The 19,774-nt window shown below is 55.5% G+C and carries 17 protein-coding genes; 13 read left to right on the top strand and 4 right to left on the bottom strand.

Annotation, left to right across the window (positions count from 1 at the left end):
• The first annotated feature begins 70 nt into the window (after positions 1–70).
• From Mal52_RS16935 to Mal52_RS16900, 8 genes are all read left to right on the top strand, one after another.
• Positions 71–730 carry an ABC transporter ATP-binding protein gene (locus tag Mal52_RS16935; RefSeq protein ID WP_145377454.1) on the top strand — a complete coding sequence of 220 codons (660 nt, stop codon included), beginning with the start codon at positions 71–73 and terminating at the stop codon, positions 728–730.
• A 453-nt stretch (positions 731–1,183) separates the two neighbouring features.
• Positions 1,184–1,888, top strand: coding sequence for a PEP-CTERM sorting domain-containing protein (locus tag Mal52_RS16930; protein ID WP_145377453.1), 705 nt, complete (start codon positions 1,184–1,186; stop codon positions 1,886–1,888).
• 257 nt (positions 1,889–2,145) lie between these two features.
• On the top strand, positions 2,146–3,246 hold the full coding sequence (locus Mal52_RS16925) for a M24 family metallopeptidase (RefSeq protein ID WP_145377451.1): 1,101 nt from the start codon (positions 2,146–2,148) through the stop codon (positions 3,244–3,246).
• 138 nt (positions 3,247–3,384) lie between these two features.
• The gene (gene accB / locus Mal52_RS16920) at positions 3,385–3,867 is read left to right on the top strand and encodes an acetyl-CoA carboxylase biotin carboxyl carrier protein (RefSeq protein WP_145377449.1); all 483 of its coding nucleotides are present in this window, start codon (positions 3,385–3,387) and stop codon (positions 3,865–3,867) included.
• Between the two features lie 385 nt (positions 3,868–4,252).
• Positions 4,253–5,590 (top strand): acetyl-CoA carboxylase biotin carboxylase subunit, encoded by a 1,338-nt coding sequence (accC, locus tag Mal52_RS16915; RefSeq protein ID WP_145377447.1) that lies wholly within the window; start codon positions 4,253–4,255, stop codon positions 5,588–5,590.
• A gap of 121 nt (positions 5,591–5,711) precedes the next feature.
• Positions 5,712–6,776 (top strand): 6-phosphofructokinase, encoded by a 1,065-nt coding sequence (locus tag Mal52_RS16910; RefSeq protein ID WP_145377445.1) that lies wholly within the window; start codon positions 5,712–5,714, stop codon positions 6,774–6,776.
• A gap of 311 nt (positions 6,777–7,087) precedes the next feature.
• On the top strand, positions 7,088–8,410 hold the full coding sequence (locus tag Mal52_RS16905) for a CCA tRNA nucleotidyltransferase (protein ID WP_145377443.1): 1,323 nt from the start codon (positions 7,088–7,090) through the stop codon (positions 8,408–8,410).
• Positions 8,411–8,523: 113 nt separating this feature from the next.
• Positions 8,524–9,633 (top strand): Gfo/Idh/MocA family protein, encoded by a 1,110-nt coding sequence (locus Mal52_RS16900; RefSeq protein ID WP_145377442.1) that lies wholly within the window; start codon positions 8,524–8,526, stop codon positions 9,631–9,633.
• A gap of 56 nt (positions 9,634–9,689) precedes the next feature.
• Here Mal52_RS16900 and Mal52_RS29875 read toward each other — a convergent pair whose 3' ends face one another.
• Positions 9,690–9,854: a hypothetical protein gene (locus Mal52_RS29875; RefSeq protein ID WP_197534267.1), complete on the bottom strand. Its 165-nt coding sequence runs from the start codon at positions 9,852–9,854 to the stop codon at positions 9,690–9,692.
• A gap of 760 nt (positions 9,855–10,614) precedes the next feature.
• Between Mal52_RS29875 and Mal52_RS29870 the strand changes: the two genes are divergently transcribed.
• Positions 10,615–11,472, top strand: coding sequence for a hypothetical protein (locus Mal52_RS29870; protein ID WP_197533249.1), 858 nt, complete (start codon positions 10,615–10,617; stop codon positions 11,470–11,472).
• Positions 11,473–11,567: 95 nt separating this feature from the next.
• Here Mal52_RS29870 and Mal52_RS16885 read toward each other — a convergent pair whose 3' ends face one another.
• Complete coding sequence (locus Mal52_RS16885; RefSeq protein ID WP_197534266.1) at positions 11,568–12,899, bottom strand: phosphatase PAP2/dual specificity phosphatase family protein; 1,332 nt, start codon at positions 12,897–12,899, stop codon at positions 11,568–11,570.
• Positions 12,900–13,031: 132 nt separating this feature from the next.
• Here Mal52_RS16885 and Mal52_RS16880 point away from each other — a divergent pair, with 132 nt between their 5' ends.
• Together Mal52_RS16880 and Mal52_RS16875 are read left to right on the top strand one after the other, a co-directional pair.
• The gene (locus tag Mal52_RS16880) at positions 13,032–13,679 is read left to right on the top strand and encodes a CDP-alcohol phosphatidyltransferase family protein (RefSeq protein WP_145377438.1); all 648 of its coding nucleotides are present in this window, start codon (positions 13,032–13,034) and stop codon (positions 13,677–13,679) included.
• Between the two features lie 68 nt (positions 13,680–13,747).
• On the top strand, positions 13,748–15,538 hold the full coding sequence (locus Mal52_RS16875) for a bifunctional alpha/beta hydrolase/class I SAM-dependent methyltransferase (protein WP_145377437.1): 1,791 nt from the start codon (positions 13,748–13,750) through the stop codon (positions 15,536–15,538).
• Here Mal52_RS16875 and Mal52_RS16870 read toward each other — a convergent pair.
• Positions 15,507–16,436: a leucine-rich repeat domain-containing protein gene (locus Mal52_RS16870; RefSeq protein WP_145377435.1), complete on the bottom strand. Its 930-nt coding sequence runs from the start codon at positions 16,434–16,436 to the stop codon at positions 15,507–15,509. The two genes, Mal52_RS16875 and Mal52_RS16870, sit on opposite strands and share 32 nt — an antisense overlap.
• A 206-nt stretch (positions 16,437–16,642) precedes the next feature.
• Between Mal52_RS16870 and Mal52_RS16865 the strand changes: the two genes are divergently transcribed.
• On the top strand, positions 16,643–17,623 hold the full coding sequence (locus Mal52_RS16865) for a phosphatidate cytidylyltransferase (protein ID WP_145377433.1): 981 nt from the start codon (positions 16,643–16,645) through the stop codon (positions 17,621–17,623).
• Positions 17,624–17,773: 150 nt separating this feature from the next.
• On the top strand, positions 17,774–18,412 hold the full coding sequence (locus tag Mal52_RS16860; RefSeq protein ID WP_145377431.1) for a lysophospholipid acyltransferase family protein: 639 nt from the start codon (positions 17,774–17,776) through the stop codon (positions 18,410–18,412).
• Between the two features lie 257 nt (positions 18,413–18,669).
• Here Mal52_RS16860 and Mal52_RS16855 read toward each other — a convergent pair whose 3' ends face one another.
• Positions 18,670–19,596 carry a WD40 repeat domain-containing protein gene (locus tag Mal52_RS16855; RefSeq protein WP_145377429.1) on the bottom strand — a complete coding sequence of 309 codons (927 nt, stop codon included), beginning with the start codon at positions 19,594–19,596 and terminating at the stop codon, positions 18,670–18,672.
• Between the last annotated feature and the right edge of the window lie 178 nt (positions 19,597–19,774).

The raw sequence follows: 19,774 nt of genomic DNA, 5'->3' as shown, positions 1-19,774 counted from the left end.
TGCATTCGTACCGTCCCCCTAGTTAGCGGGGCGATTTTCGTGAACATTCAAGCACATCGATTTGCAACTTATGCTGTTATCAGTCACGGACGCGCAAAAAATCTATCCCTCAGCCAACGGTACCGTCCGCGCTTTGGATGGGGTCAGTCTCGAGTTGGGGGCAGGAGAATTTACCGCGGTGCGGGGCCAGAGCGGGTCGGGAAAAACGACGCTCTTGTTACTGGCCGGCGGCCTGTTGGCCCCCGATGGGGGGACGGTGATGATCAACGGGCAGGATCCCTACAAAATGGCCTCCGATGCCCGCGCGCACTTCCGCTCGACAGAAATCGGCTTTGTGTTCCAGCAGTTCCACTTGATTCCCTATCTCAGCGTGTTGGACAACGTGCTCGCCGCCTCAATCCCCACGCATCCGGCCGATGCGAAGCAGCGGGCGTCGGAGTTACTAGCCAAGTTTGGGTTGGAGCATCGTCTGCATCACGTGCCGGGACAATTGAGCGTCGGCGAACGTCAGCGAACCGCGCTGGCGCGGGCGCTTTTGAATCAGCCGAAGTTGATCTTGGCGGACGAACCGACTGGCAACCTGGATCGCGAAAACGCCGAGGCGGTGCTGGGGCACCTGACGGAATTTGCGAATGAGGGTGGAGCAGTGCTGCTGGTGACACACGATGATGAAGCCGCATCGCGGGCAAAGAGGACGATTCACATGGCCGCCGGTAAGGTTGTTGAATAACTGGATTCGAGAATCACGAAAAGTCGCTCGAACCGCTTCCTTTATCGGCACAAACGCTCCTCGGCAGCGCACGCCATCAATGCCCGCTACACCCGGTTTTCCCGCGTTTGAAATTGCGGCCGGGTGTAGCCTACACCCGGATGCATTGCCCCTATCGGTTGCCGACGAGTTGCAAGGTCGGTGGGGATTGTTGTTGCTTCACGCCTGCCGTTTCACTGCCCGACTCGCGGCCCGCTGAGTTGGCAGTCCGGTGGCAACACCGGAGCGAGCGCCTGCCGATTCGCGGGCCGTTTTTGTGCCGCGAACGCCACACCGCATATCTCAACCTGGGCAGTTTGTAGAAATTGTGCCATTTTTTTATTTGCTATACGGGTTGTCTTGGTGCACAATGGTGACTTGAAATAGGCAAGCGACTCATTTTCAGCACCACCTTCGATTCAAAAATTCTTCATCATGAAACAGATTCTTCTTACCGGTTTAGTCAGTCTTGGTTTGGTTTCCTATTCCGATGCAGGTTTAATTACGACCTACTCAAACCGAGCAAACTTTGATGCAGCGGTCAGTCCCCTCCCCACAACATTGGAAGATTTCACCGATACCTACCATTTTCCAATCAGTACAGGTGTTTTAAATTCGGCCACCAATCTTCCGGGTATCAACTTATTCCCTGGAGACATCCAGGCGGGGGTCACTTATTCGACTCCGATTGGTTACAATTTTTTCTTTAACATCGATAGCGGAGGAGCATACGTAGGGGGATTTCTCGATGCATTCTTCGGAGGTGATCCAAACCGAGAACTCACGATTACGTTTGACAGTCCAGTTTCAGCTTTTGGGTTTGATACAAACCATAGGATGGGAACTGACTTCGACATTGCGATTGAGTTCACATCTGGTCCCAATTTCATCCAGAACTTTGGAGTCACCAACTCAACTAGCATGGAATTTTTTGGATTTCAGAGCAGTGCGGCCGACATCAGTCAGGTGACGTTATCGGGAAATGGGGATTCCGTTTTTGCTTTTGTACTAGATAACTTCACATTCACGAACGATTCAGCTGCCGTTGTCCCCGAACCCAGCACATTCGCCCTCCTCGGCATCGGCGGCCTCGCCCTGGTCGGCTACGGCTGGCGACGTAAACGGCAACAAGCTGCGTGAAACAAATTGTCAAAGAACTTCCAACCGTCGGCGCCCGCGCGTCGGCGGTTTTTTCGTGCGCTGAAGCCATCCATCCCCAAATACCGTGGGAGGATTGGGGGAAGTCGAACAACGTGGGGCCGCACCAACTAGCTGTCACAATACGACCATAGAGCTGCTGTTATGTCGCGATCCCGGCAAGGTTGTTGAATAATTCGGCCGTAATTGCTCAAATGTCGACAACTGGTGAGCCGCGAACACTTGGATAGGAGATCCCCATGGCTACAGACCGTTTCGTCAAGCGTCGTAACGGCGTGCTGCGCAAGTTGAAGGCAGTCGGTGCTGATGCGCTGTTGGTGACGAACTTTACGAACGTGACCTACTTGACCGGTTTTAGCGGGGACGACAGTTTCCTGTTGGTGAGCCGAACCGCCACGGTCTTGATCAGCGACGGGCGGTATGAGACACAGATTGCGGACGAGTGTCCCGGATTGGACGTCCATATTCGTCCACAAAAGATCGGGATCGTTGCGGCTGCGGCCAAAATTGCCGCGCGGGCAAAAATCGCGAACCTGGGCTTCGAAAGCAACTCGACGACGGTCGATGAGTCTGAGGGGCTGCGCACAGCGCTTAAGAGTGCGGAACTCGTTCCTGTGTCAGGGCTTGTGGAAGAATTGCGGCTCTGTAAGGATGCCTCGGAAGTTGCGGCGCTGCGCGAGGCGGTGACGCAGGCGGAGAAAGGGTTTGAGGTTCTCAAAGCGACCCTCCGCGGTGAGCAGACGGAACTTCAGGTGGCGCACGATCTGGAACATTCGATGCGGAGTTTTGGGGCGACCGGTTCGAGCTTTGCTCCGATTGTGGCGGTGGGAGCCCATGCGGCGCTGCCGCACGCAACTCCAAGGCGGGTCTTGATTTCCGACGCGGACTTTGTGCTTGTCGACTGGGGAGCTGATGGGCCAACGGGGTACAAAAGCGACTTGACGCGAGTTTTGGTGACCGGTAAAATTTCGGCGAAACTAGAGAAAATATATAGAGTTGTGTTAAATGCTCAACTCGCGGGGATTCGAAATGTCCGTCCTGGAGCGCGGTGCTGCGATGTAGATGCGGCCGCTCGAAAAGTGATCGAGGATGCCGGTTTCGGGAAGAAATTCAATCATGGTCTAGGCCACGGTCTGGGCTTGGATATCCACGAAGGCCCGCGGTTGAATTCCATGACGGAAATGGAATTGAAGCCGGGCATGGTGGTGACGGTTGAGCCAGGAATTTACCTTCCCGGTTGGGGAGGCGTGCGAATCGAAGATGATGTGTTGGTGACAAAGGATGGGCACGACGTGTTGACCTCCTCACCCAAGAAATTCGACGAAATTGTCTTGAGCTGACCGATAACGCGTAACTTGCAGAGAACGCGAAACTCATTAGAACTCCAGCGGCTTTCGGTGTCTGGCGGAACGGCGCATCCCAGCGCGGTCCGGTGAAGCGCTGGTGAGTCGCCAAAATAAATAATAGGAACGAAACACATGACTGACGAAAATCAGTCGACGCAAGGCCCGGTCGATTTGGCCCGCTTGACAGAACTGATCGAATTGATGGAAGCGCACGGCCTGACTGAAGTCGATGTGCAAAACGGCGAGCAGCGCTGGAAGTTGCGGCGCGGACCACAAGACGTCATGCAAATGGTTCCCAATGCTGCGGCCTATGCGGCAGCGCCACACCCGGCTCCGGCCGGTGCGCCTGCGGAAGCTGCTGCGGTGGATGACGGCACAATTGAGATCACCAGCCCGACAGTGGGAACGTTTTTCACATCGCCGACGCCGGATGATCCTCCGTTTGTGAAGATTGGTTCGAAGGTTTCCGGCGACACAATTGTATGCATTGTCGAAGCGATGAAAGTCTTCAACCAGATTCCCGCGGAAGTTTCCGGAACCATTACTGAAGTGCTAGTCAAAAATGGTGATCCGGTGGAATTCGGTCAGCCGTTGTTTCGTGTGCGGCCCGGTTGATTTGCAATTTCGGCCAGTATGCGAAACCGGTGAAACGAAGAGTCGACCGGATGCCACGCGCCACGACCGACGGGATTGAAGATTGCGTAAGGTCACGCGATGTCTCTGAGGTGTCAGTCGCCGCAAGAGGAATTGTTGCGCAAGAGGAATTGAGGACGAGGCGCTGCGGTACGGCTCGCACCCTGCGCATGAAGGTTAAGTCGCCGGATTTGTGTCGATTTCAGACATCACGCATCAATCCGCAGCGGCCAAGGGATTTTTGAGGTCGAGTCGTTTTACGGAACCAGTTGTCGAAAACAGAACTATCGCACGTCGGGTGAAACGGTCCTGGTGCCGTTGAGCGAGACGAAATGAGCGCGAGGTGGGCGCGACCCACAAAGGTGCCATGTTTCAACGAATTCTAGTCGCCAATCGGGGTGAAATCGCCTTGCGGGTCCTCCGCGCGTGTCGCGATTTGGAGATTGAGTCCGTCGCTGTCTTCAGCGAGGCGGACCGCGGTGCGCATTATCTGAAATTGGCCGATGAGGCGTATTGCATCGGCCCAGCCGCCGCGACCGACAGCTACCTGATGATCAACCGTATCATCAGCGTCGCGGAACTGGGCAATGTCCAAGCGATCCATCCTGGTTATGGATTTTTGGCAGAGAACGCACATTTCGCCGAGGTGTGCCGCAGTTGCAATATCGAATTTATCGGTCCCCCGCATGAAGCCATGGCGCAGTTGGGGGATAAAGTAACGGCCCGCGGAATTGCGGAGCAAGCCAAGGTCAGCGTGGTCCCCGGCAGCGACGGGCTGGTGACGAGTGAATCGGAGGCCTTAGAGGTCGCGAATCGCATTGGTTATCCGGTGCTGATCAAAGCCACCGCCGGTGGGGGCGGCAAAGGGATGCGGGTGGCGATGAACGACATCACGCTGAAGTCGGGCCTGAAGGCAGCTTCAGCAGAGGCCGAGAGCGCCTTTAGTGATGGCGGCGTGTACCTCGAAAAATACATTGAGCATCCGCGACACGTCGAAGTCCAGATCTTGGCTGACACTCACGGCAATGTGGTGCACCTATGGGAACGGGATTGCAGTTTGCAGCGACGGCACCAAAAAGTCGTCGAAGAAAGCCCCGCTTCGAGTTTGCCCACCGCAGTGCGACAAGACATCTGTAAGGCGGCTGTGCGGTTGGTCAAAGCGGCGGGGTACCAGAATGCGGGCACCGTTGAATTTATTGTCGACAAGGACAATCAGTTTTACTTCATCGAAGTGAACGCGCGGATTCAGGTGGAGCATCCGGTGACCGAGATGGTGACCGGCATCGACTTGATCCAACAGCAGATTCGCATTGCTTCGGGAGAAGCGTTGCCCTGGAAGCAAAAAGGGATTCCGTGCGAAGGAGCCGCGATTGAGGTCCGCGTGAATGCGGAGGATCCCGACCACGGTTTTCGCGGCTCGCCAGGGAAAATTACAAAATTGCGCGTTCCCGGCGGGATTGGCGTGCGTTGGGACTCGCATGTTCATGAAGGCTACACAGTTGGACCGTATTATGATTCCTTGATCGGAAAACTGATCGTGCACCGTCCCACACGCGACGAGGCGATTGCCACGATGAAGCGGGCGTTGGCGGAATTTGAAGTGGAAGGAATCGCCACCACAATTCCCCTGGCACGTAAGATTTTTGATCACAACGCCTTCGCCGAGAGTAAAGTCGACACCACATTTATTGAACGAACATGGTAACGTGCGGGGCCTGTCATGATCAGCACCACTGCACAAGTCAATAGGCCACATAGAGTGGCGGAATGGATCAGTCCAAAGCGACGGACCGTTAGTTTTTGTCAAACAAGAGAGACGTGAGAAAATGAAAGTTGCATTATTGACCGGTGGCGGCGATTGTCCCGGTCTGAACCCAGTGATTCGCGCAGTGGTTCGCACGATTCACAATGCCGGCGGAAAATCGATCGGCATGCTTGAAGGCTGGCGCGGCGCGATTGAGGGGAATTTTACTGATCTCCGCGTTCAAGACACCGACGAAATCATCGCTCGTGGCGGTACGATTTTAGGATCTTCACGGACGAATCCTTATAAAGATCCGGATGACCCCGAACTGGCGGATCGTTTGATCAAGACGTTTGATGAACTCGATGTCGATGCACTCATCGCCATTGGGGGAGACGACACGTTGGGTGTGGCCAGCCGGCTGTATTCGGAACGCAAGTTTCCCGTGGTCGGTGTTCCCAAGACAATCGACAACGACTTGAGCTGCACCGACTTTACGTTTGGCTTTGATACGTCGATCAATATTGTGATGGAATCGGTGGATCGTTTGCGGACGACTGCCGAATCGCATCGTCGCGTGATGGTCATCGAAACCATGGGACGCCACGCCGGATGGATCGCCTGCTTCGCCGGAATTGCGACCGCTGCCGACTTTATTCTCGTGCCGGAAGTCGAAGTCGACATCGACGAGATGTGCAATATTCTCAAGGCGCGGCGAGCAGAGGGCAAGTCGTACGGCCTGATCATCGCCAGCGAAGGAGCCAAGCTGCCGCAAAGCGGAATGGTCACACAGGACGCCGAGGTGGATGACTTTGGTCATGTAAAACTTGGCGGGATTGGTGATAACTTGGCTGAAGTTATTGAAGAACGGACCGGAATCGAAACGCGGGCCGTCACGTTAGGGCACTTGCAACGCGGTGGTCCCCCCAGCGCCTACGACCGCGTGTTGGGAACCCGCTTGGGAATCAACGCCGCTCGGTTGGTGCTCAACCGTCAATACGGCCGCATGGTCGCCTTGCGGGGCATGGGCATTGTCGATGCCCCGTTGTCTGAAGCGGTGGGTACGCTTCGCACCTTGGACCTGGAGTTCATGCGCGAAGCGGGAGAATTCTTCAAATACGACGCCGACCCTAACCACACTCCGTAGTGGTTGCGTAGCATCGAATCGGTCACCCAACTCGGGCGACCGGCAGATTAGGAAATTGCATTCGGCGAGTGGGAACAATCACGTTTCCGCTCGCCGTTTTTTTGTCTTGAAGTCGTTTCAAACCCCTTTAACGCCTCTCGCTGATACATAGGATGTAAGTTCCCGGAACAAACGCAACCGGGTTTTGAAACAGGTTCTTGGCGATGGCAACCTTGAACCGAGTGGCTGCGGCGCGTGTCTCACCGACTGTGGCTTTGCCCGGCCGCGGCTTCGGTCTAAAATGCGAATCAGCCACCCAGAGAGTTGAGACTATGAACAACAGCAATACCCGCCGCGAGTTTGCCCTCTACGTTGCGCGGGAATTGCATGAAGCGGGTTACCAAGCTTTGTGGGCGGGTGGTTGTGTGCGGGATGCGTTATTAAAGCGCGCGCCCACGGATTATGACGTTGCTACTGACGCGCGTCCGGAGGAGGTCCGCAAAGTTTTTGGAAGGCATCGCACGGTCCCCGTGGGCGCTAGTTTCGGTGTGATGCTGGTGACGGCGCCGCGTAGCGAAGACAACGTCGAGGTCGCCACGTTTCGCAAAGAAGGCCCGTATCTCGATGGCCGTCGTCCCGATTCCGTTCAATACTGCACGCCCGAAGAGGACGCCCGCCGACGCGATTTCACCATCAATGGCATGTTCTACGATCCGATCAACGACGAGGTCCTGGATTTTGTTGGTGGGCAGGAGGATCTGAAGTTGGGCATCGTGCGAGCGATTGGCGACGCGCATCATCGCATCACCGAAGACAAATTACGGATGCTCCGCGCGGTGCGGATTGCAGCCACATTGGAATTCACAATCGATCCGTCGACTGCGGCGGCGATTGCGGAAATGGCTACGGAAATCGCAGTCGTCAGCGTCGAACGCATCGCGCACGAATTAGCGCGCATGCTGGTTTGCCCTCGGCGGGTACGGGCGTTGGAGTCGCTGCGCGAATTGGGGCTACTGCGGATGATTTTGCCGGAGATCATCCCGAATCTGAACGAAGTCGATTCCGTCGAGCATTGGGGTAAGACACTGCGGATGCTGGATGAGTTTGAAGTGATGTCGTTTGAGTTGGCCTTTGCTGTCTTGCTGCGGGAGGTCCCCATCCAGCAGTGTAAGGAAGACGATGATTCCGCGGCCCGTGACGCAGCGCGCGCGAAGGTGGTCGAGCAGATTTGCCGCCGTTTGAAACTATCGAACCAGCAAACCGAACGGACCTGTTGGTTGGTCGAGCATAGGCACGCACTTCGCGATGCGCCGCAACTTCCACTGCACGTGCTTAAACGGTTGTTGGTTCAACCGGGCGCGAAAGAAATGCTCATGCTGAACCGGATTGCCGCCGTCGCGACCGAGGCGGATTTGACTGCTGTCGAATTCACAGAACGGTTTTATTCTGAAACGCCCGCTGAGGAACTCAATCCTCACGAATTGATTAACGGCGGCGATTTGATTGCGGCCGGATTGTCGCCGGGGCCGGGATTCAAAGAGATTCTCGATTCAATCCGTGATCGCCAATTGGACGGCGAAATGACTACCCGTGAAGCGGCGCTTACCTTTGTGGATCAAATCGTGAGTGGCAAGACCATCGAAGAGAATTCGTAACGAGCCGCTACCCGGCCAATCCTTGCGAAAGCGGACGAACGTCCTTAAAGTCTAAAGCCAAACGCCCGCTTTGAGCATTCCTAAAGACTACAGCTGAAGGCCTATTTCCTCCCATGCCCGCTCCCATTCGTTTCGGCATCATCGGTGCCGGCGCTGTTTCCGACTACCACCATGTTCCCGGCATCAAGATCGATCCCCGCGCTGAACTGGTGGCGATTTGCGACCCCAATGCCGACTTGATGCAGCAGCGTCAAACCGATTGGGGACCAACGCGGTGTACGACCGATTACAAAGAGTTGGCGGCTGATCCCGATGTCGATGCGGTGATCATTGCCACCCCCAATTTTACGCACAAGGAGATCGCACTGGCTTGTATTGCCGGGGGCAAACATGTGATGTGCGAAAAACCGTTGGGGCTGAATTTCGCCGAATCGTTGGAAATGTATCAGGCCGCTCGCGACCAAGGGGTGCGGCACATGACCGCTTTTACGTATCGCTTTGCGCCATCGATGCGGTATTTGAAGCATCTGGTTGCGACGGGCGCGCTGGGCGTGCCGCGGCATTTTCGCAGCCAACGTTTTTTGGATTTGCCGGAAACGAGTTGGGGCTGGCGACAGTCAAAAAAATTGGCCGGAGCAGGGGATCTGTTTGACATGACGATCCACCGCATTGATTTCGCACAAGATTTGATGGGGCCGATGACAGCGGTCTGCGGTGCGATTGCGCAATATGCGACGCGGGAAAAGACGGCTGATGGACAGGCCTGTCCGCCCTCGGATGTCGACGATTGGTCGGCATTGATCGGTCAATTCTCTGGAGGCGCAGTCGGTGTGTTCGAAGGCAGCACGGTGATGAAGGGCTATCACTTCGGTGGCTTCGGGCGGGAATGGGCCGAGGTGAATGGCAGTGAAGGCTCAGCCGTGTATCAACTCACCGAGCCGAATACAATTTTGCTAGGCAAGGGGGGCGAGTCGCTCGAAAAGGTCGACGTCCCTGCGGAGTTTCTCAAGCCGACCGGCAGCCCGCGTGATCCTAGCGAGGGTGTCCCCGCCACCGTCTTTCGATACGATCTGGTCTACGAACTTGTCTCGGCGATCATCGAACAGCGCGATGCCGTCCCGGGATTCGACGATGGTGCCAGTGCGCAGCGGATCGCAGATGCGGTGTTGGAATCGTACGACAGCCGGAGTTGGGTGACGTTGCCAAGCGGATTGGAGACGTAAGCAGACCGTCAGTCTGGCGGGGGCTGTGGATTGCCCCCCCCATTGAGAAACGCGTTTTACTTTTTCGGTTTTGAGCGTTTTTTCTTCTTCTTGGCGGCGACTTTGGGGGACTTCTTTTTGGGGGTGGTCTTTTTCTTGGCCTTCTTCTTTGCGCCAAAAATCTGGTCGTAATTGTTGGCAAATGCGTCCGTCGATCCGGTGTGTACTGTGTAGCCCGTCATGCTGGTTTCCTCAATGTCCGTGTCGAATTCTTCGCGTATGGCCCGGTTAGGCCGGGCAATTTGGTCATGATACCGGCAGGGAATCTGGCATCAAGTGTCTCGCCGTTTACAGCCTGGAGTTCATTGCACGGGACCGGTTCGGTTATTACGGTTTTGACGACTGTTTCATCTCGTTCAAGGTGTACCGCGCCGTTGGCAATCGATTATTTGCTAAATCTTAAAAAACGGTGTGAATTGTTCGGGGTTTCTACGTTATGACCTATGAACCGGGATAGGACGAGCAAAGCGAACACTCTGTCTACGTTGAGTTGTTTATAGGCGGCAGGAAAATCATAGGTTCGCCAAGTTGTCGTCGATATCGTGAGAAGCCATCTTTTTTCCGTTGTTTCGTTAGCGTTTAGCGAAGTCGTCGGGTGCTTGTGCGGCAATTGCGACTGCATTGGGCAATGCTCGCAATTGCCTTATACCTGGCTGTGATGTGCTGACGCAGCGATTGCAGTCTGAAAAACGTGTATGACAGCCCGCGAATCCCGTTTTTTTGGCTTTGACGAGGGATGAATCTGGGAAAATTGCCCAAGTTCATTGAACTTATTGTTGATCGAGCCGGCGACGGCGCGATACAATTTTGTGTAAGTCTAGGGAAAATAGAGGGGATGGTTGAGTTCCTGCGGTTTCTTTAGCAAAAGTTCTGTGCAGATTTCCGTGCCTTAGTTTCCGGCGAATAACCAAATAGCCGTCGTTCCGTGAAAGGAAATGTTCCATGTTGCCGCGATTCCTTAGCAAGCCGTTTCGGGGACGAACCGCGTTATTGATGACTTGTTTATCAATCGCCGGTGTTGTCACGCTCACAGGGGCGTCGAAATCCCGAGCCATTACCAAATTGACCCTCGATCCGACTGCGGATGTCGTGCCGCTGTTTGATGGGATCGAACAGAAGTCACTGGACGTTTCGTACATTGCCAAAGACTCCAAAGGCGGAAACCTGTTCATCACCAATACGAGCGACAAGCCGTTGACGGTCCAAATGCCGAAGGCATTCGCGGCTGTGCACGTGATGAAACAAATTGGTGGGGCCGGTGGAAATGTCGGTGGCGGTGGAGGCTTCGGCGGACAAGGCGGCGGTGGCGGCCAAGCGGTTGGCGGCGGCGGCGGGTTCGGCGGTGGCGGCGGCGGATTTGGTGGTGGCGGTGGTGGTAACGGATTGTTTTCCGTTCCTGCTGAAAAAACCGCGAAGATCAAAATCAAAACGGTTTGCCTCGAACATGGCAAAGCCGAACCGCGTCCCAAAATGGAATATGAAATCAAACCATTGGAAGAATTCACCAGCAACGGACCGTTGTTGGAATTGGTGGAAAGCTATGGTTCGAGCCGTGGCAACAGCGAATTTGCCGCCGTTCAGGCAGCTGCGTGGCATCTTGCCAACGATATGAGCTGGCAGCAATTGGCGCAAAAGAAGTTTGATCGCATCGGACGTCCGGACACGCCGTACTTCAGCGGTCGTCAACTCCAAGCAGCTCAAGGTTTGGTAACCGTAGCGGTGACCAAGTCCAAGGAACGTGAAGAAGAAAAAGCCAAAGAAGGCGGAGACAGCGTGCGGACCTACAACGACGAAAAGTAGTTGCACGCAATTGGCACAGCACAGATTTCACGGAACTCGAGGAACTCGCCTCTCTTGACAGGGAGGGGAGTTCCTTTTTTTATTGGTCCATCATTTCACGCCCCCAGCTTTGCTGTGTGATAACCACGAATGGCTGCCTCTGCTTCGGGGCGGATCATGATCGTTGGACGTGCCGCACGCAACTGCGCCATGGCCTCATCTGCGTTACGGGCCATGCCGGTATGTAGCAGGTAAGCTCCTACTACGGCGGCGCTACGGGAATAGCCGATCTTGCAGTGCACGTAAACGACTCCGTGCTGCGCCTGAATTTCGATGAACTGAACCGCCGTTTCGAGTTGCTCCTGTGTAGGAGCAGTCAAATCTAAGACTGGTAGGGGCAGGTAATCTAGCCGTTGCAATTCGAGTGGTTCGGAGAATGCAACGGTCAGGTCGACGACAGCGGTGACTCCTGCGCTAATCGCCTCGTCGGCTTCATGGGCCGTCAATCGTCGGCCAATCCAAAGCTGTTCGGTCACGCTGTCCCACGAACGACATTCTTGGCGGTAATGTAACCACGATAGGTATTGCCCGAATAACATCGGCGCCAGGATGAGCCTCGAACTGAATGGCAGTTGCCCGCCGCGCTTGTCAAAAATTCCTGGTCCGATGCCGAAATACCCCGCAGCGATCAATCCTGCCAAAACGGCCGGCCACAATAACCAAAGCCCCCACGAACCGAATCCGATCCCGATAACGGCCAAGGCGAACGCACCGCAGGCATACCGCCGTCCGACAGCCCTGTTCTGCTCGACCGGTAATCGGAACGGCGTCGAACGGACGAGGTAGAAGCAGACTGCGGCTAAAACGAAACCGCCGGCGACATCGACGACATGATGTTGATAAGTCAGCAATGTCGACAGGCCAATCAAACTAAACCAGAAGTTCGAAGCCCAGCGGACCGCCCCGTGGGTGTGCCGCGCGTAATGCACGGCAAGAATCTTTCGAAGCGCGATGTGCAACGACGGGCAAAGGTTGTAGGGTAGGTCGAATTGGCGAAAGTGATTGAACAATTCTCCCAGCATCCCTGAGACCGGTGGACGCTCGACGGCCAATTGCAGTGGGAACAGCAAAAAGCAACCACCTGCTAACAGAATGGCCAGCAAAATTCGCCGAGACAAGATTCGCAGTTCCGCACGATCACGGCAGAGAAACGGAGCGGCTATGAAAAACAGGTCGATCGACATATAGGGAATGATCATCATCGGCACAAATGGAATGATCTGTTCCCAGTCGTAGTACCATGTTCCCACGTCGCTGCGGAGCGACGAGATGTAGTTTGTTGTCATATAAACCAGCATGAACACCAGCGACAACCCAGCGGAGGCGAGTGCCGCTTGTTTCCATAGCGGGGCATCGGATCGATAATGCTTGGTAGATTGGTTGCTCATGATTGCCTTGATGGAATTTGGTGGGGCAAGGTTTGTGAATATTGCGCAGCGGTTTGGACATGCTATAGTGAGCGACTGGGCTGCCCGCCCCTCGTTAGGACGCGGTGAAATGACAAATATCATGGGAAAACTATGCCGAGCATTTACGATTTGAAGCCGCGGTTCCAATCGCTGTTACGACCGATCACACGCGGATTAGCGGCGGCGGGCGTGACGGCCAATCAGGTCACCGTGGCGGCGGCCGTGTTGTCGATTGCAGTTGGGGCTTGTATTGCGATTTACCCGGAACGACGGTGGCCGCTGCTATTGGTACCGCCGTTTTTATTCGTGCGGATGGCGCTCAATGCGGTTGACGGCATGTTGGCTCGCGAACACGGCATGAAATCGCCGCTGGGGGCGATCCTGAATGAATTGGGAGATGTGATCGCCGATGCTGCGCTGTATCTGCCGTTCGCGCTGGTACCAGGCGTGCACCCGGCGTTGGTGGTGCTGGTGGTGATTGAAGGCATTATCAGCGAGATGACCGGCGTGATCGCGGTGCAAATCGGGAGCGAGCGGCGCTATGACGGTCCCTTGGGGAAGAGCGATCGTGCGTTTTTGTTTGGCTTCATTGGCTTGTTGCTCGGCTGTGGTGTGAAGACCGGGCGGTGGTTGGACGGCTTGCTCATCGCCGCGATTGTTCTGCTTATATTGACGATCGTGAACCGCGCCCGTCATGGTTTGGCGGAAGTACGGGCGGCATCGTCTGAAAATGGGGAGAATTCTCCAAATTCCGCGTGATATACGGCTACCTGTCTGCGCCCCTCTCTTAACAGGCAACTTGACCTAGTTTTGAGGGGACAAAGACAATGGCGACTCTGATTGCGGAAATCGAAAACACATCCACGCAACTTCCGGCAACCCGCATTGCGTCGGAACATTGTTTCACGACCAGTGACGGCACTGAGTTGTTTTATCGGGCGTGGGCGCCGCAGGGGAAATCCTCACAAGCGGTGCTGCTGTTTCATCGGGGGCATGAACATTCAGGCCGCTGGCAGGATGTTGTCGACCGCATCGGGATGGAGGAGACTTGGTTTTTTGCCTTCGATGCGCGCGGACATGGTCGTTCGCCGGGCGAACGAGGTTATGCGGAAAGCTTTGGACGCATGGTTCGCGATGCCGATGAATTTGTTCGGCATCTCTCGGTAACGCATGGGATTGCCGTTGCCGACATGGCCGTTGTCGCTCAAAGCGTGGGCGCCGTGTTGGCGGCCGCTTGGGTGCACGATTACGCGCCGCCGATACGGGCGATGGTCCTGGCGACCCCGGCGCTGCGGATTAAGCTCTATGTTCCTGGGGCCATTGCCGGGTTGCGATTATTGCGAAAGGTAAAGCCCAAGTCATTCATTCGCAGTTACGTCAAACCGCGAATGCTGACGCACGATCAAGAGCAAGCACAATTGTATGCCGACGATGAATTGATCACGCCGCAGATCGCCACGAACATTCTGTTGGATGTACACCATACGTCCACACGATTGATCGAAGACGCCGGCGCGATTGTGGCACCGACGTTGTTACTGTCGTCCAGTGCTGACTATGTGGTGGAATCAAAACCACAGCAGCAGTTTTTTGATCGGCTCGGGTCCGCCGTCAAAGAGCGGGAAGTGTATCCGTCGTTTTACCACTCCACATTTTGGGAAAAAGAACGCGACCTGCCGATCGCACGGACGCGGGAATTTATTGAGCGACAATTCGAGGACCCGGCACCGGTCGCGTCCTTATTGGAGGCGGACAAGTCGGGGTATTCCAAATCGATCTGCGACGACTTGGAGCAACCGCTTTCGCTGCTCTCCCCGAAACGGTGGGCGTATGCCCTCCAAAAATTGGGTATGAATACCGGGGGGCGATTGAGTCGCGGGGTGCGTATTGGTTGGCGGACCGGGTTTGATTCTGGCGAATCTTTGGACCATGTCTATCGCAACCGGGCAGAGGGGACGACGTTCATTGGGCGGATGATTGACCGGGCCTATCTGGATTCTCCCGGTTGGCGGGGAATTCGGCAGCGCAAGGTGCATATGCTTGAACTGTTGGATCGGGCCATCGCGCGAACGGCCCAGCGCGGCGAAGCGGTGCGGTTGCTTGATATTGCTGCCGGACCGGGACGGTATGTCTTGGAGGCGATCCAGCGGCACGCGGACGTCGAAATGTCGACCGTATTGTGCGATCGAGACGTTGGCGGTTTGGATTGGGGCCGCGCGTTGGCGAAATCGATGGGCATCACATCGGTCGATTATCGCCAAAGCGACGCGTTTGATGCGGACGCGATCGCTGCACAAACGCCGCGGCCGAATATCGCTGTGGTCAGCGGGCTGTACGAATTGTTTCCCGATAACGGCCCAATTCGCGAGTCACTCCGTGGTCTGGCAGCGGCGATTCCCGCGGGCGGATTGTTGCTGTACACAAATCAGCCGTGGCACCCCCAGCAGGAAATGATTGCCCGCGTGTTACCCAACCGCGACGGCGACCCCTGGGTGATGCGCTGTCGCACGCAGGTGGAGATGGATCAGTTGGTGGCGGCGGCGGGATTTCGCAAGTTGGAGACGCTGGTGGATGATGAGGGGATTTTTAGTGTGTCGATGGCGGTGCGGGAGGGGTGAGTGGGGCACGAGGTGGCGCCTTCCAATAAATTTGACAGCCGGGAAGTGCCTGCTGCAAATCCTTAAATCCAACTTCAGTGACTTGATTGCCATCGAGTCGAAGATATCGAAGCTCGCTCATATGCGTAAGAGCATCCAAACCTTTGTCGGTGATTTGATTATTGTGAAGGAGCAATGACCACATATTTGTCAGTCCGCTCAGTCGTTCTAATCCTGCATCACCGATCCCGGTGTTGTTCAACTGGAGAAAAACGAGCTTCGTTAGCCCTTGGAGGTGGACCAGTCCTGTGTTGCTAACTTCAGTCTCGTCGAGCCACAACTGATGGAGGTCTGTCAACGATTCGAGGTTCTCCAAACCCGCGTCGCCTACTTGAGTATTACTGAGCGATAGGATTCGCAGTTTTTTCATTTCACGAAGGTTTTGCAATCCGCCATCATCAACAAGCGTCTGGCTCAGGTGAAGAGATATCAAATTGTTCAAACTCTTGATGTGGTTCAATCCTGCACTGGTAACTTGCGTGTCGGAAAGTGCGAGTGACTTTAGCCCTGTGAGTTGTTGGAGATTTGCTAAGCCAGCGTCCGTTACCGGAGTGTTATTGAGCGATAGTTCCTCAAGGTATCCTAAGTCTTGGAGTCGATGCATTTCCGCATTATCAAACGCCGTATTGTCGAGCTTGATTGTTACTACTTCTTGGCAGGGACGATTACCAATTTGGATTCCTTCCACGGATCCCCCCAACTGCTCAATTTTGTCGACGGTCAGCGGGTTGCAATAAATATGTCGTCCAATCCACGGACAACCCATAAAGCACGGCGCGCAAACGACAAACAATAAAATGGCAAATAGCAACAACAAACGAATTCGCATGCGTCGGCGTTTTGAGGATTCATCCGTCATGGTGAGCGTCCTGGATTAGGCATTGGGCGATTCACTGGTTGCCGATACTTCTCAGCCTATCCCAATCAATCTTCGCAAACAATCTGATTCTGCTGTCTCCTAAGACATGCAGGCCAAACAGGAAATCGTTACCATGCACGCCTTGAAACAACCCGGACGTCCATGCCGCACATCCTATAGCGGCGAAATGGTAAAGGATTTTCAGGATGCACCTGTTCGATCATCTTACGCCCGAAGTTCGTGTCGCGCTCGGTGGGATTTTGGGGGTCTTGGTCGTCTCTTCGGTGTTGGTCTTTGCCGTTTGCAAATTCCGGCCGCAGCGCGATCACAGCGAATTGGTCAAGCGGACGCGGACGTGGTGGATCATTGCCGGGCTGTTTGGCATTTCGTTGGCGCTGCCGGAATGGGGGTTTCTGTGCTTCCTGGGCTTTGTCAGTTTTCTGGCTCTCAAGGAATATCTGTCGCTGATTCCGACCCGCCGCGCCGATCGCCGCGTGCTGTTTTGGGCCTACTTGAGCATTCCGCTGCAGTTCTATTGGGTGCACCTGTCATGGTACGGGATGTTCATCATCTTCATTCCGGTGTACATGTTTTTATTGATCCCCACCCGGATGGTCTTCACCGGCCGCACCGAGGGATTTTTGTGCTCGGCCGGAGTCGTGCATTGGGGGCTGATGACGACCGTGTTCAGCCTGTCACACGCCGCCTATTTGTTGGTGCTCAAACCGGTCGAAACGGGCCGCGCTGCACCGGCATGGCCGAGCGTGGAAGCGGCGCTCCAACCGGGGCCGGGGTTGTTGATTTTTCTGGTTGTGCTCACGCAGTTAGGCGATGTCGCCCAGTTCGTCTGGGGCAAGTCATTGGGCCGACACAAGATCGCTCCCAACGTCAGCCCCGGCAAAACGGTCGAGGGCTTTTTAGGAGGCGTGGCGACGACGGTCGTGTTGGCCTGGCTGATCGGTCCGCGGTTGACGTTGATGGATGCGAAGTGGTCCTTGCTGGCCGGTCTGTTGATCGGCGTTGCCGGGTTTCTAGGCGACCTCTCCATCTCGGCGATCAAACGCGATCTGGGCGTCAAAGATTCCGGCAGCATTCTTCCCGGCCACGGCGGTATCTTGGATCGGGCAGACAGTTTGACTTACACCGCTCCGTTGTTTTTTCACTTTGTGTATCATCTTTATTTTTGACGACGACATCATCACCACGGAGGCAAAAAAAGGCTTTAGGTTTTAGACCGTAGGCCGTAGGAAATGATCTGATCGTGCAACCCTACAGTCTAGAGTCTACAGCCTACAGTCTAATTCCCGCCGTGGTGTACTTTTCAGCAGCGAAAGCATATGAATCATTTCTTGCGAGCGTTGTTTTTCTTGATTGTGGTGCGGCCGATCATGCTGATTATTTTGGGCATGAACGTGCGGCATGCGGAGCGGTTGCCGCGGTCGGGGCCGGCGGTGATTGTGGCGAATCACAATAGCCATCTCGATGCGTTGGCGTTGATGACATTGTATAGCACGCGGGAGTTGCGGCACGTGCAGCCGGTGGCGGCGGCGGATTACTTTTTTCGTAACCGCTTGCTGAAATGGTTCGCGACCCAGATCATCGGCATCATTCCGCTACAGCGGCAGGTGAAAACAGCACGGCGCGATCCATTGGCGCCGATTAACGAGGCGATTGAGAAGAATCAAATCGTGATTCTGTTTCCCGAAGGGACCCGCGGCGAACCGGAGCAGATCGAGACCTTTAAAACGGGCGTCGCCCACATTTCGAAACGGCACCCGGATGTGGATGTGGTCCCGATTTTCATGCACGGTTTCGGCAAGGCGCTGCCGCGCGGCGAAGCGCTGCTTGTTCCGTTCTTCTGCGATGTGTTCGTGGGAGAGTCGTTTCGCTGGACGGGCGAACGCGGTTCCTTCATGGACGAAATGACGGGCCGCATCGAAGCCCTCGCGGGCGAAATGCCTGCACAAACTTGGTAGCGTCTATCGTGGGGCACAGTAATTTGTGACGCGTTTTGGTTGCTACGAAAAGGTCGCGCGCAGAGACGCGGAGCCGCAAAGAAGGAAAGTGGTGATATTGCCGCGCCGCGTTTGAAGATGCATTGTGAATGCAAGTCTCCCGCCGTACTGCTCGGGAAGGGAATCGGTGTTAATGAATTGATTCTCTTCGCAGGACAACCCTTTGCGGCTTGGCGTCTTTGCGCGCGGCCTTTTTTGGCGCAGATCAATGATCGCCGCTACGCAGGTTTTGGCAAGTCGATTAGGTAGACGTTGCCGTCTTCGGCGGCGATGGCGATTTGTTGGGCGTTGGGGGACCAGGCGGCGCCGTAGGTGGTGCGTCCGGGAAGGTCCGTTTGAAAGTGCAGTTTGCCGTCCGCCGTGTTCCAAATGGCGAGGTTGGCGGCGTAGGTGACCGCCATCAGTTGGCTGCCGTCGCTGTTGTATTGCACGCGATAGATGTCGCCTCGCGCGCCGCTGTAGACTGTTGCCGGTTCGCCCGAATCGACATTCCAGGTGCGTACGACCTTGTCCAGCCCCGCAGCTGCTATGGTTTTTCCGTCGGGATGATACGCGACGGTATAGACCGCATCCTCGGCGCCGGGGAATTGCCGCAGTTCTTTGCCGTCGGCGACATTGTAGAGGCGGACTGTTTTGTCGCCGCCGCCGGTGAGCATGGTTTGGCCGTCCGGGCTGAAAGCGACGCTATAGACCGGGCCGCCTTGTTCGGGCAATGCACGGATTTCTTTGAGCGTGGCGATGTCCCACAGACGCACGGTCTTGTCGGCTGAGGCGGAGGCGAGCGTTTTGCCGTCGGAGCTGAAGGCAACGCTGTAGACCTGCGACGCGTGCCCTTTCAGTTCGCCGGTCGGCTTGAGCGGTGCGTTAGGATCTTCGGGCGGAGCATCGGGGAGCGCCCAGAGTTGGATCGTTTTATCCTGCGAGCCGGAAGCAGCCGTTTTGTCATCGGGCGCTATTGAGACGGCCAGCACCAAATCGGTATGCCCACCGAACGTCTCCAGCGGTTTCAGCGTGGCAGTGTCCCACAGTCGGAGCGTATTGTCAAAACTGCCGCTGAGGAGTTGCGGTTTGGATTTGAGATATTCAACGACATACACCGGAGCGGTGTGGCCGGTGAGTTTTTTGGTGGCGGGGGTATCGGGCATGGTGGGTGTGAACTCTTGAGCGTGGAGGGAAGGGGAACTGGGTAATTTCCCCTTGAATGTCGCGGTGCCGGGGCGGTCTGTCAACTCTTCCCGGGTATCTCAAAACCGTGCTGGGTCGCCTCCTCCTCAGTAAATCCGTCTGGACAGTAATCTCAGTTTTCAGTATCAACCCCCGGCT

The sequence above is a fragment of the Symmachiella dynata genome (assembly GCF_007747995.1).
GTDB lineage: Bacteria > Planctomycetota > Planctomycetia > Planctomycetales > Planctomycetaceae > Symmachiella > Symmachiella dynata.
Note: the sequence above shows the minus strand (reverse complement) of the source record. Positions and strands in the feature narration are given on the sequence as shown.

What these genes read in the sequence shown, in the direction of transcription:
- Mal52_RS29870 (WP_197533249.1), top strand. Translation starts at nt 10,615, where the DNA reads ATGTTGCCGCGATTCCTTAGCAAGCCGTTTCGGGGACGAACCGCGTTA.
- Mal52_RS16935 (WP_145377454.1), top strand. Translation starts at nt 71, where the DNA reads ATGCTGTTATCAGTCACGGACGCGCAAAAAATCTATCCCTCAGCCAAC.
- Mal52_RS16905 (WP_145377443.1), top strand. Translation starts at nt 7,088, where the DNA reads ATGAACAACAGCAATACCCGCCGCGAGTTTGCCCTCTACGTTGCGCGG.
- Mal52_RS16860 (WP_145377431.1), top strand. Translation starts at nt 17,774, where the DNA reads ATGAATCATTTCTTGCGAGCGTTGTTTTTCTTGATTGTGGTGCGGCCG.
- Mal52_RS16875 (WP_145377437.1), top strand. Translation starts at nt 13,748, where the DNA reads ATGGCGACTCTGATTGCGGAAATCGAAAACACATCCACGCAACTTCCG.
- Mal52_RS16925 (WP_145377451.1), top strand. Translation starts at nt 2,146, where the DNA reads ATGGCTACAGACCGTTTCGTCAAGCGTCGTAACGGCGTGCTGCGCAAG.
- accB (WP_145377449.1), top strand. Translation starts at nt 3,385, where the DNA reads ATGACTGACGAAAATCAGTCGACGCAAGGCCCGGTCGATTTGGCCCGC.
- Mal52_RS16870 (WP_145377435.1), bottom strand. Translation starts at nt 16,436, where the DNA reads ATGACGGATGAATCCTCAAAACGCCGACGCATGCGAATTCGTTTGTTG.
- Mal52_RS16855 (WP_145377429.1), bottom strand. Translation starts at nt 19,596, where the DNA reads ATGCCCGATACCCCCGCCACCAAAAAACTCACCGGCCACACCGCTCCG.
- accC (WP_145377447.1), top strand. Translation starts at nt 4,253, where the DNA reads ATGTTTCAACGAATTCTAGTCGCCAATCGGGGTGAAATCGCCTTGCGG.
- Mal52_RS16910 (WP_145377445.1), top strand. Translation starts at nt 5,712, where the DNA reads ATGAAAGTTGCATTATTGACCGGTGGCGGCGATTGTCCCGGTCTGAAC.
- Mal52_RS16880 (WP_145377438.1), top strand. Translation starts at nt 13,032, where the DNA reads ATGCCGAGCATTTACGATTTGAAGCCGCGGTTCCAATCGCTGTTACGA.
- Mal52_RS16900 (WP_145377442.1), top strand. Translation starts at nt 8,524, where the DNA reads ATGCCCGCTCCCATTCGTTTCGGCATCATCGGTGCCGGCGCTGTTTCC.
- Mal52_RS16865 (WP_145377433.1), top strand. Translation starts at nt 16,643, where the DNA reads ATGCACCTGTTCGATCATCTTACGCCCGAAGTTCGTGTCGCGCTCGGT.
- Mal52_RS16885 (WP_197534266.1), bottom strand. Translation starts at nt 12,899, where the DNA reads ATGAGCAACCAATCTACCAAGCATTATCGATCCGATGCCCCGCTATGG.
- Mal52_RS16930 (WP_145377453.1), top strand. Translation starts at nt 1,184, where the DNA reads ATGAAACAGATTCTTCTTACCGGTTTAGTCAGTCTTGGTTTGGTTTCC.
- Mal52_RS29875 (WP_197534267.1), bottom strand. Translation starts at nt 9,854, where the DNA reads ATGACGGGCTACACAGTACACACCGGATCGACGGACGCATTTGCCAAC.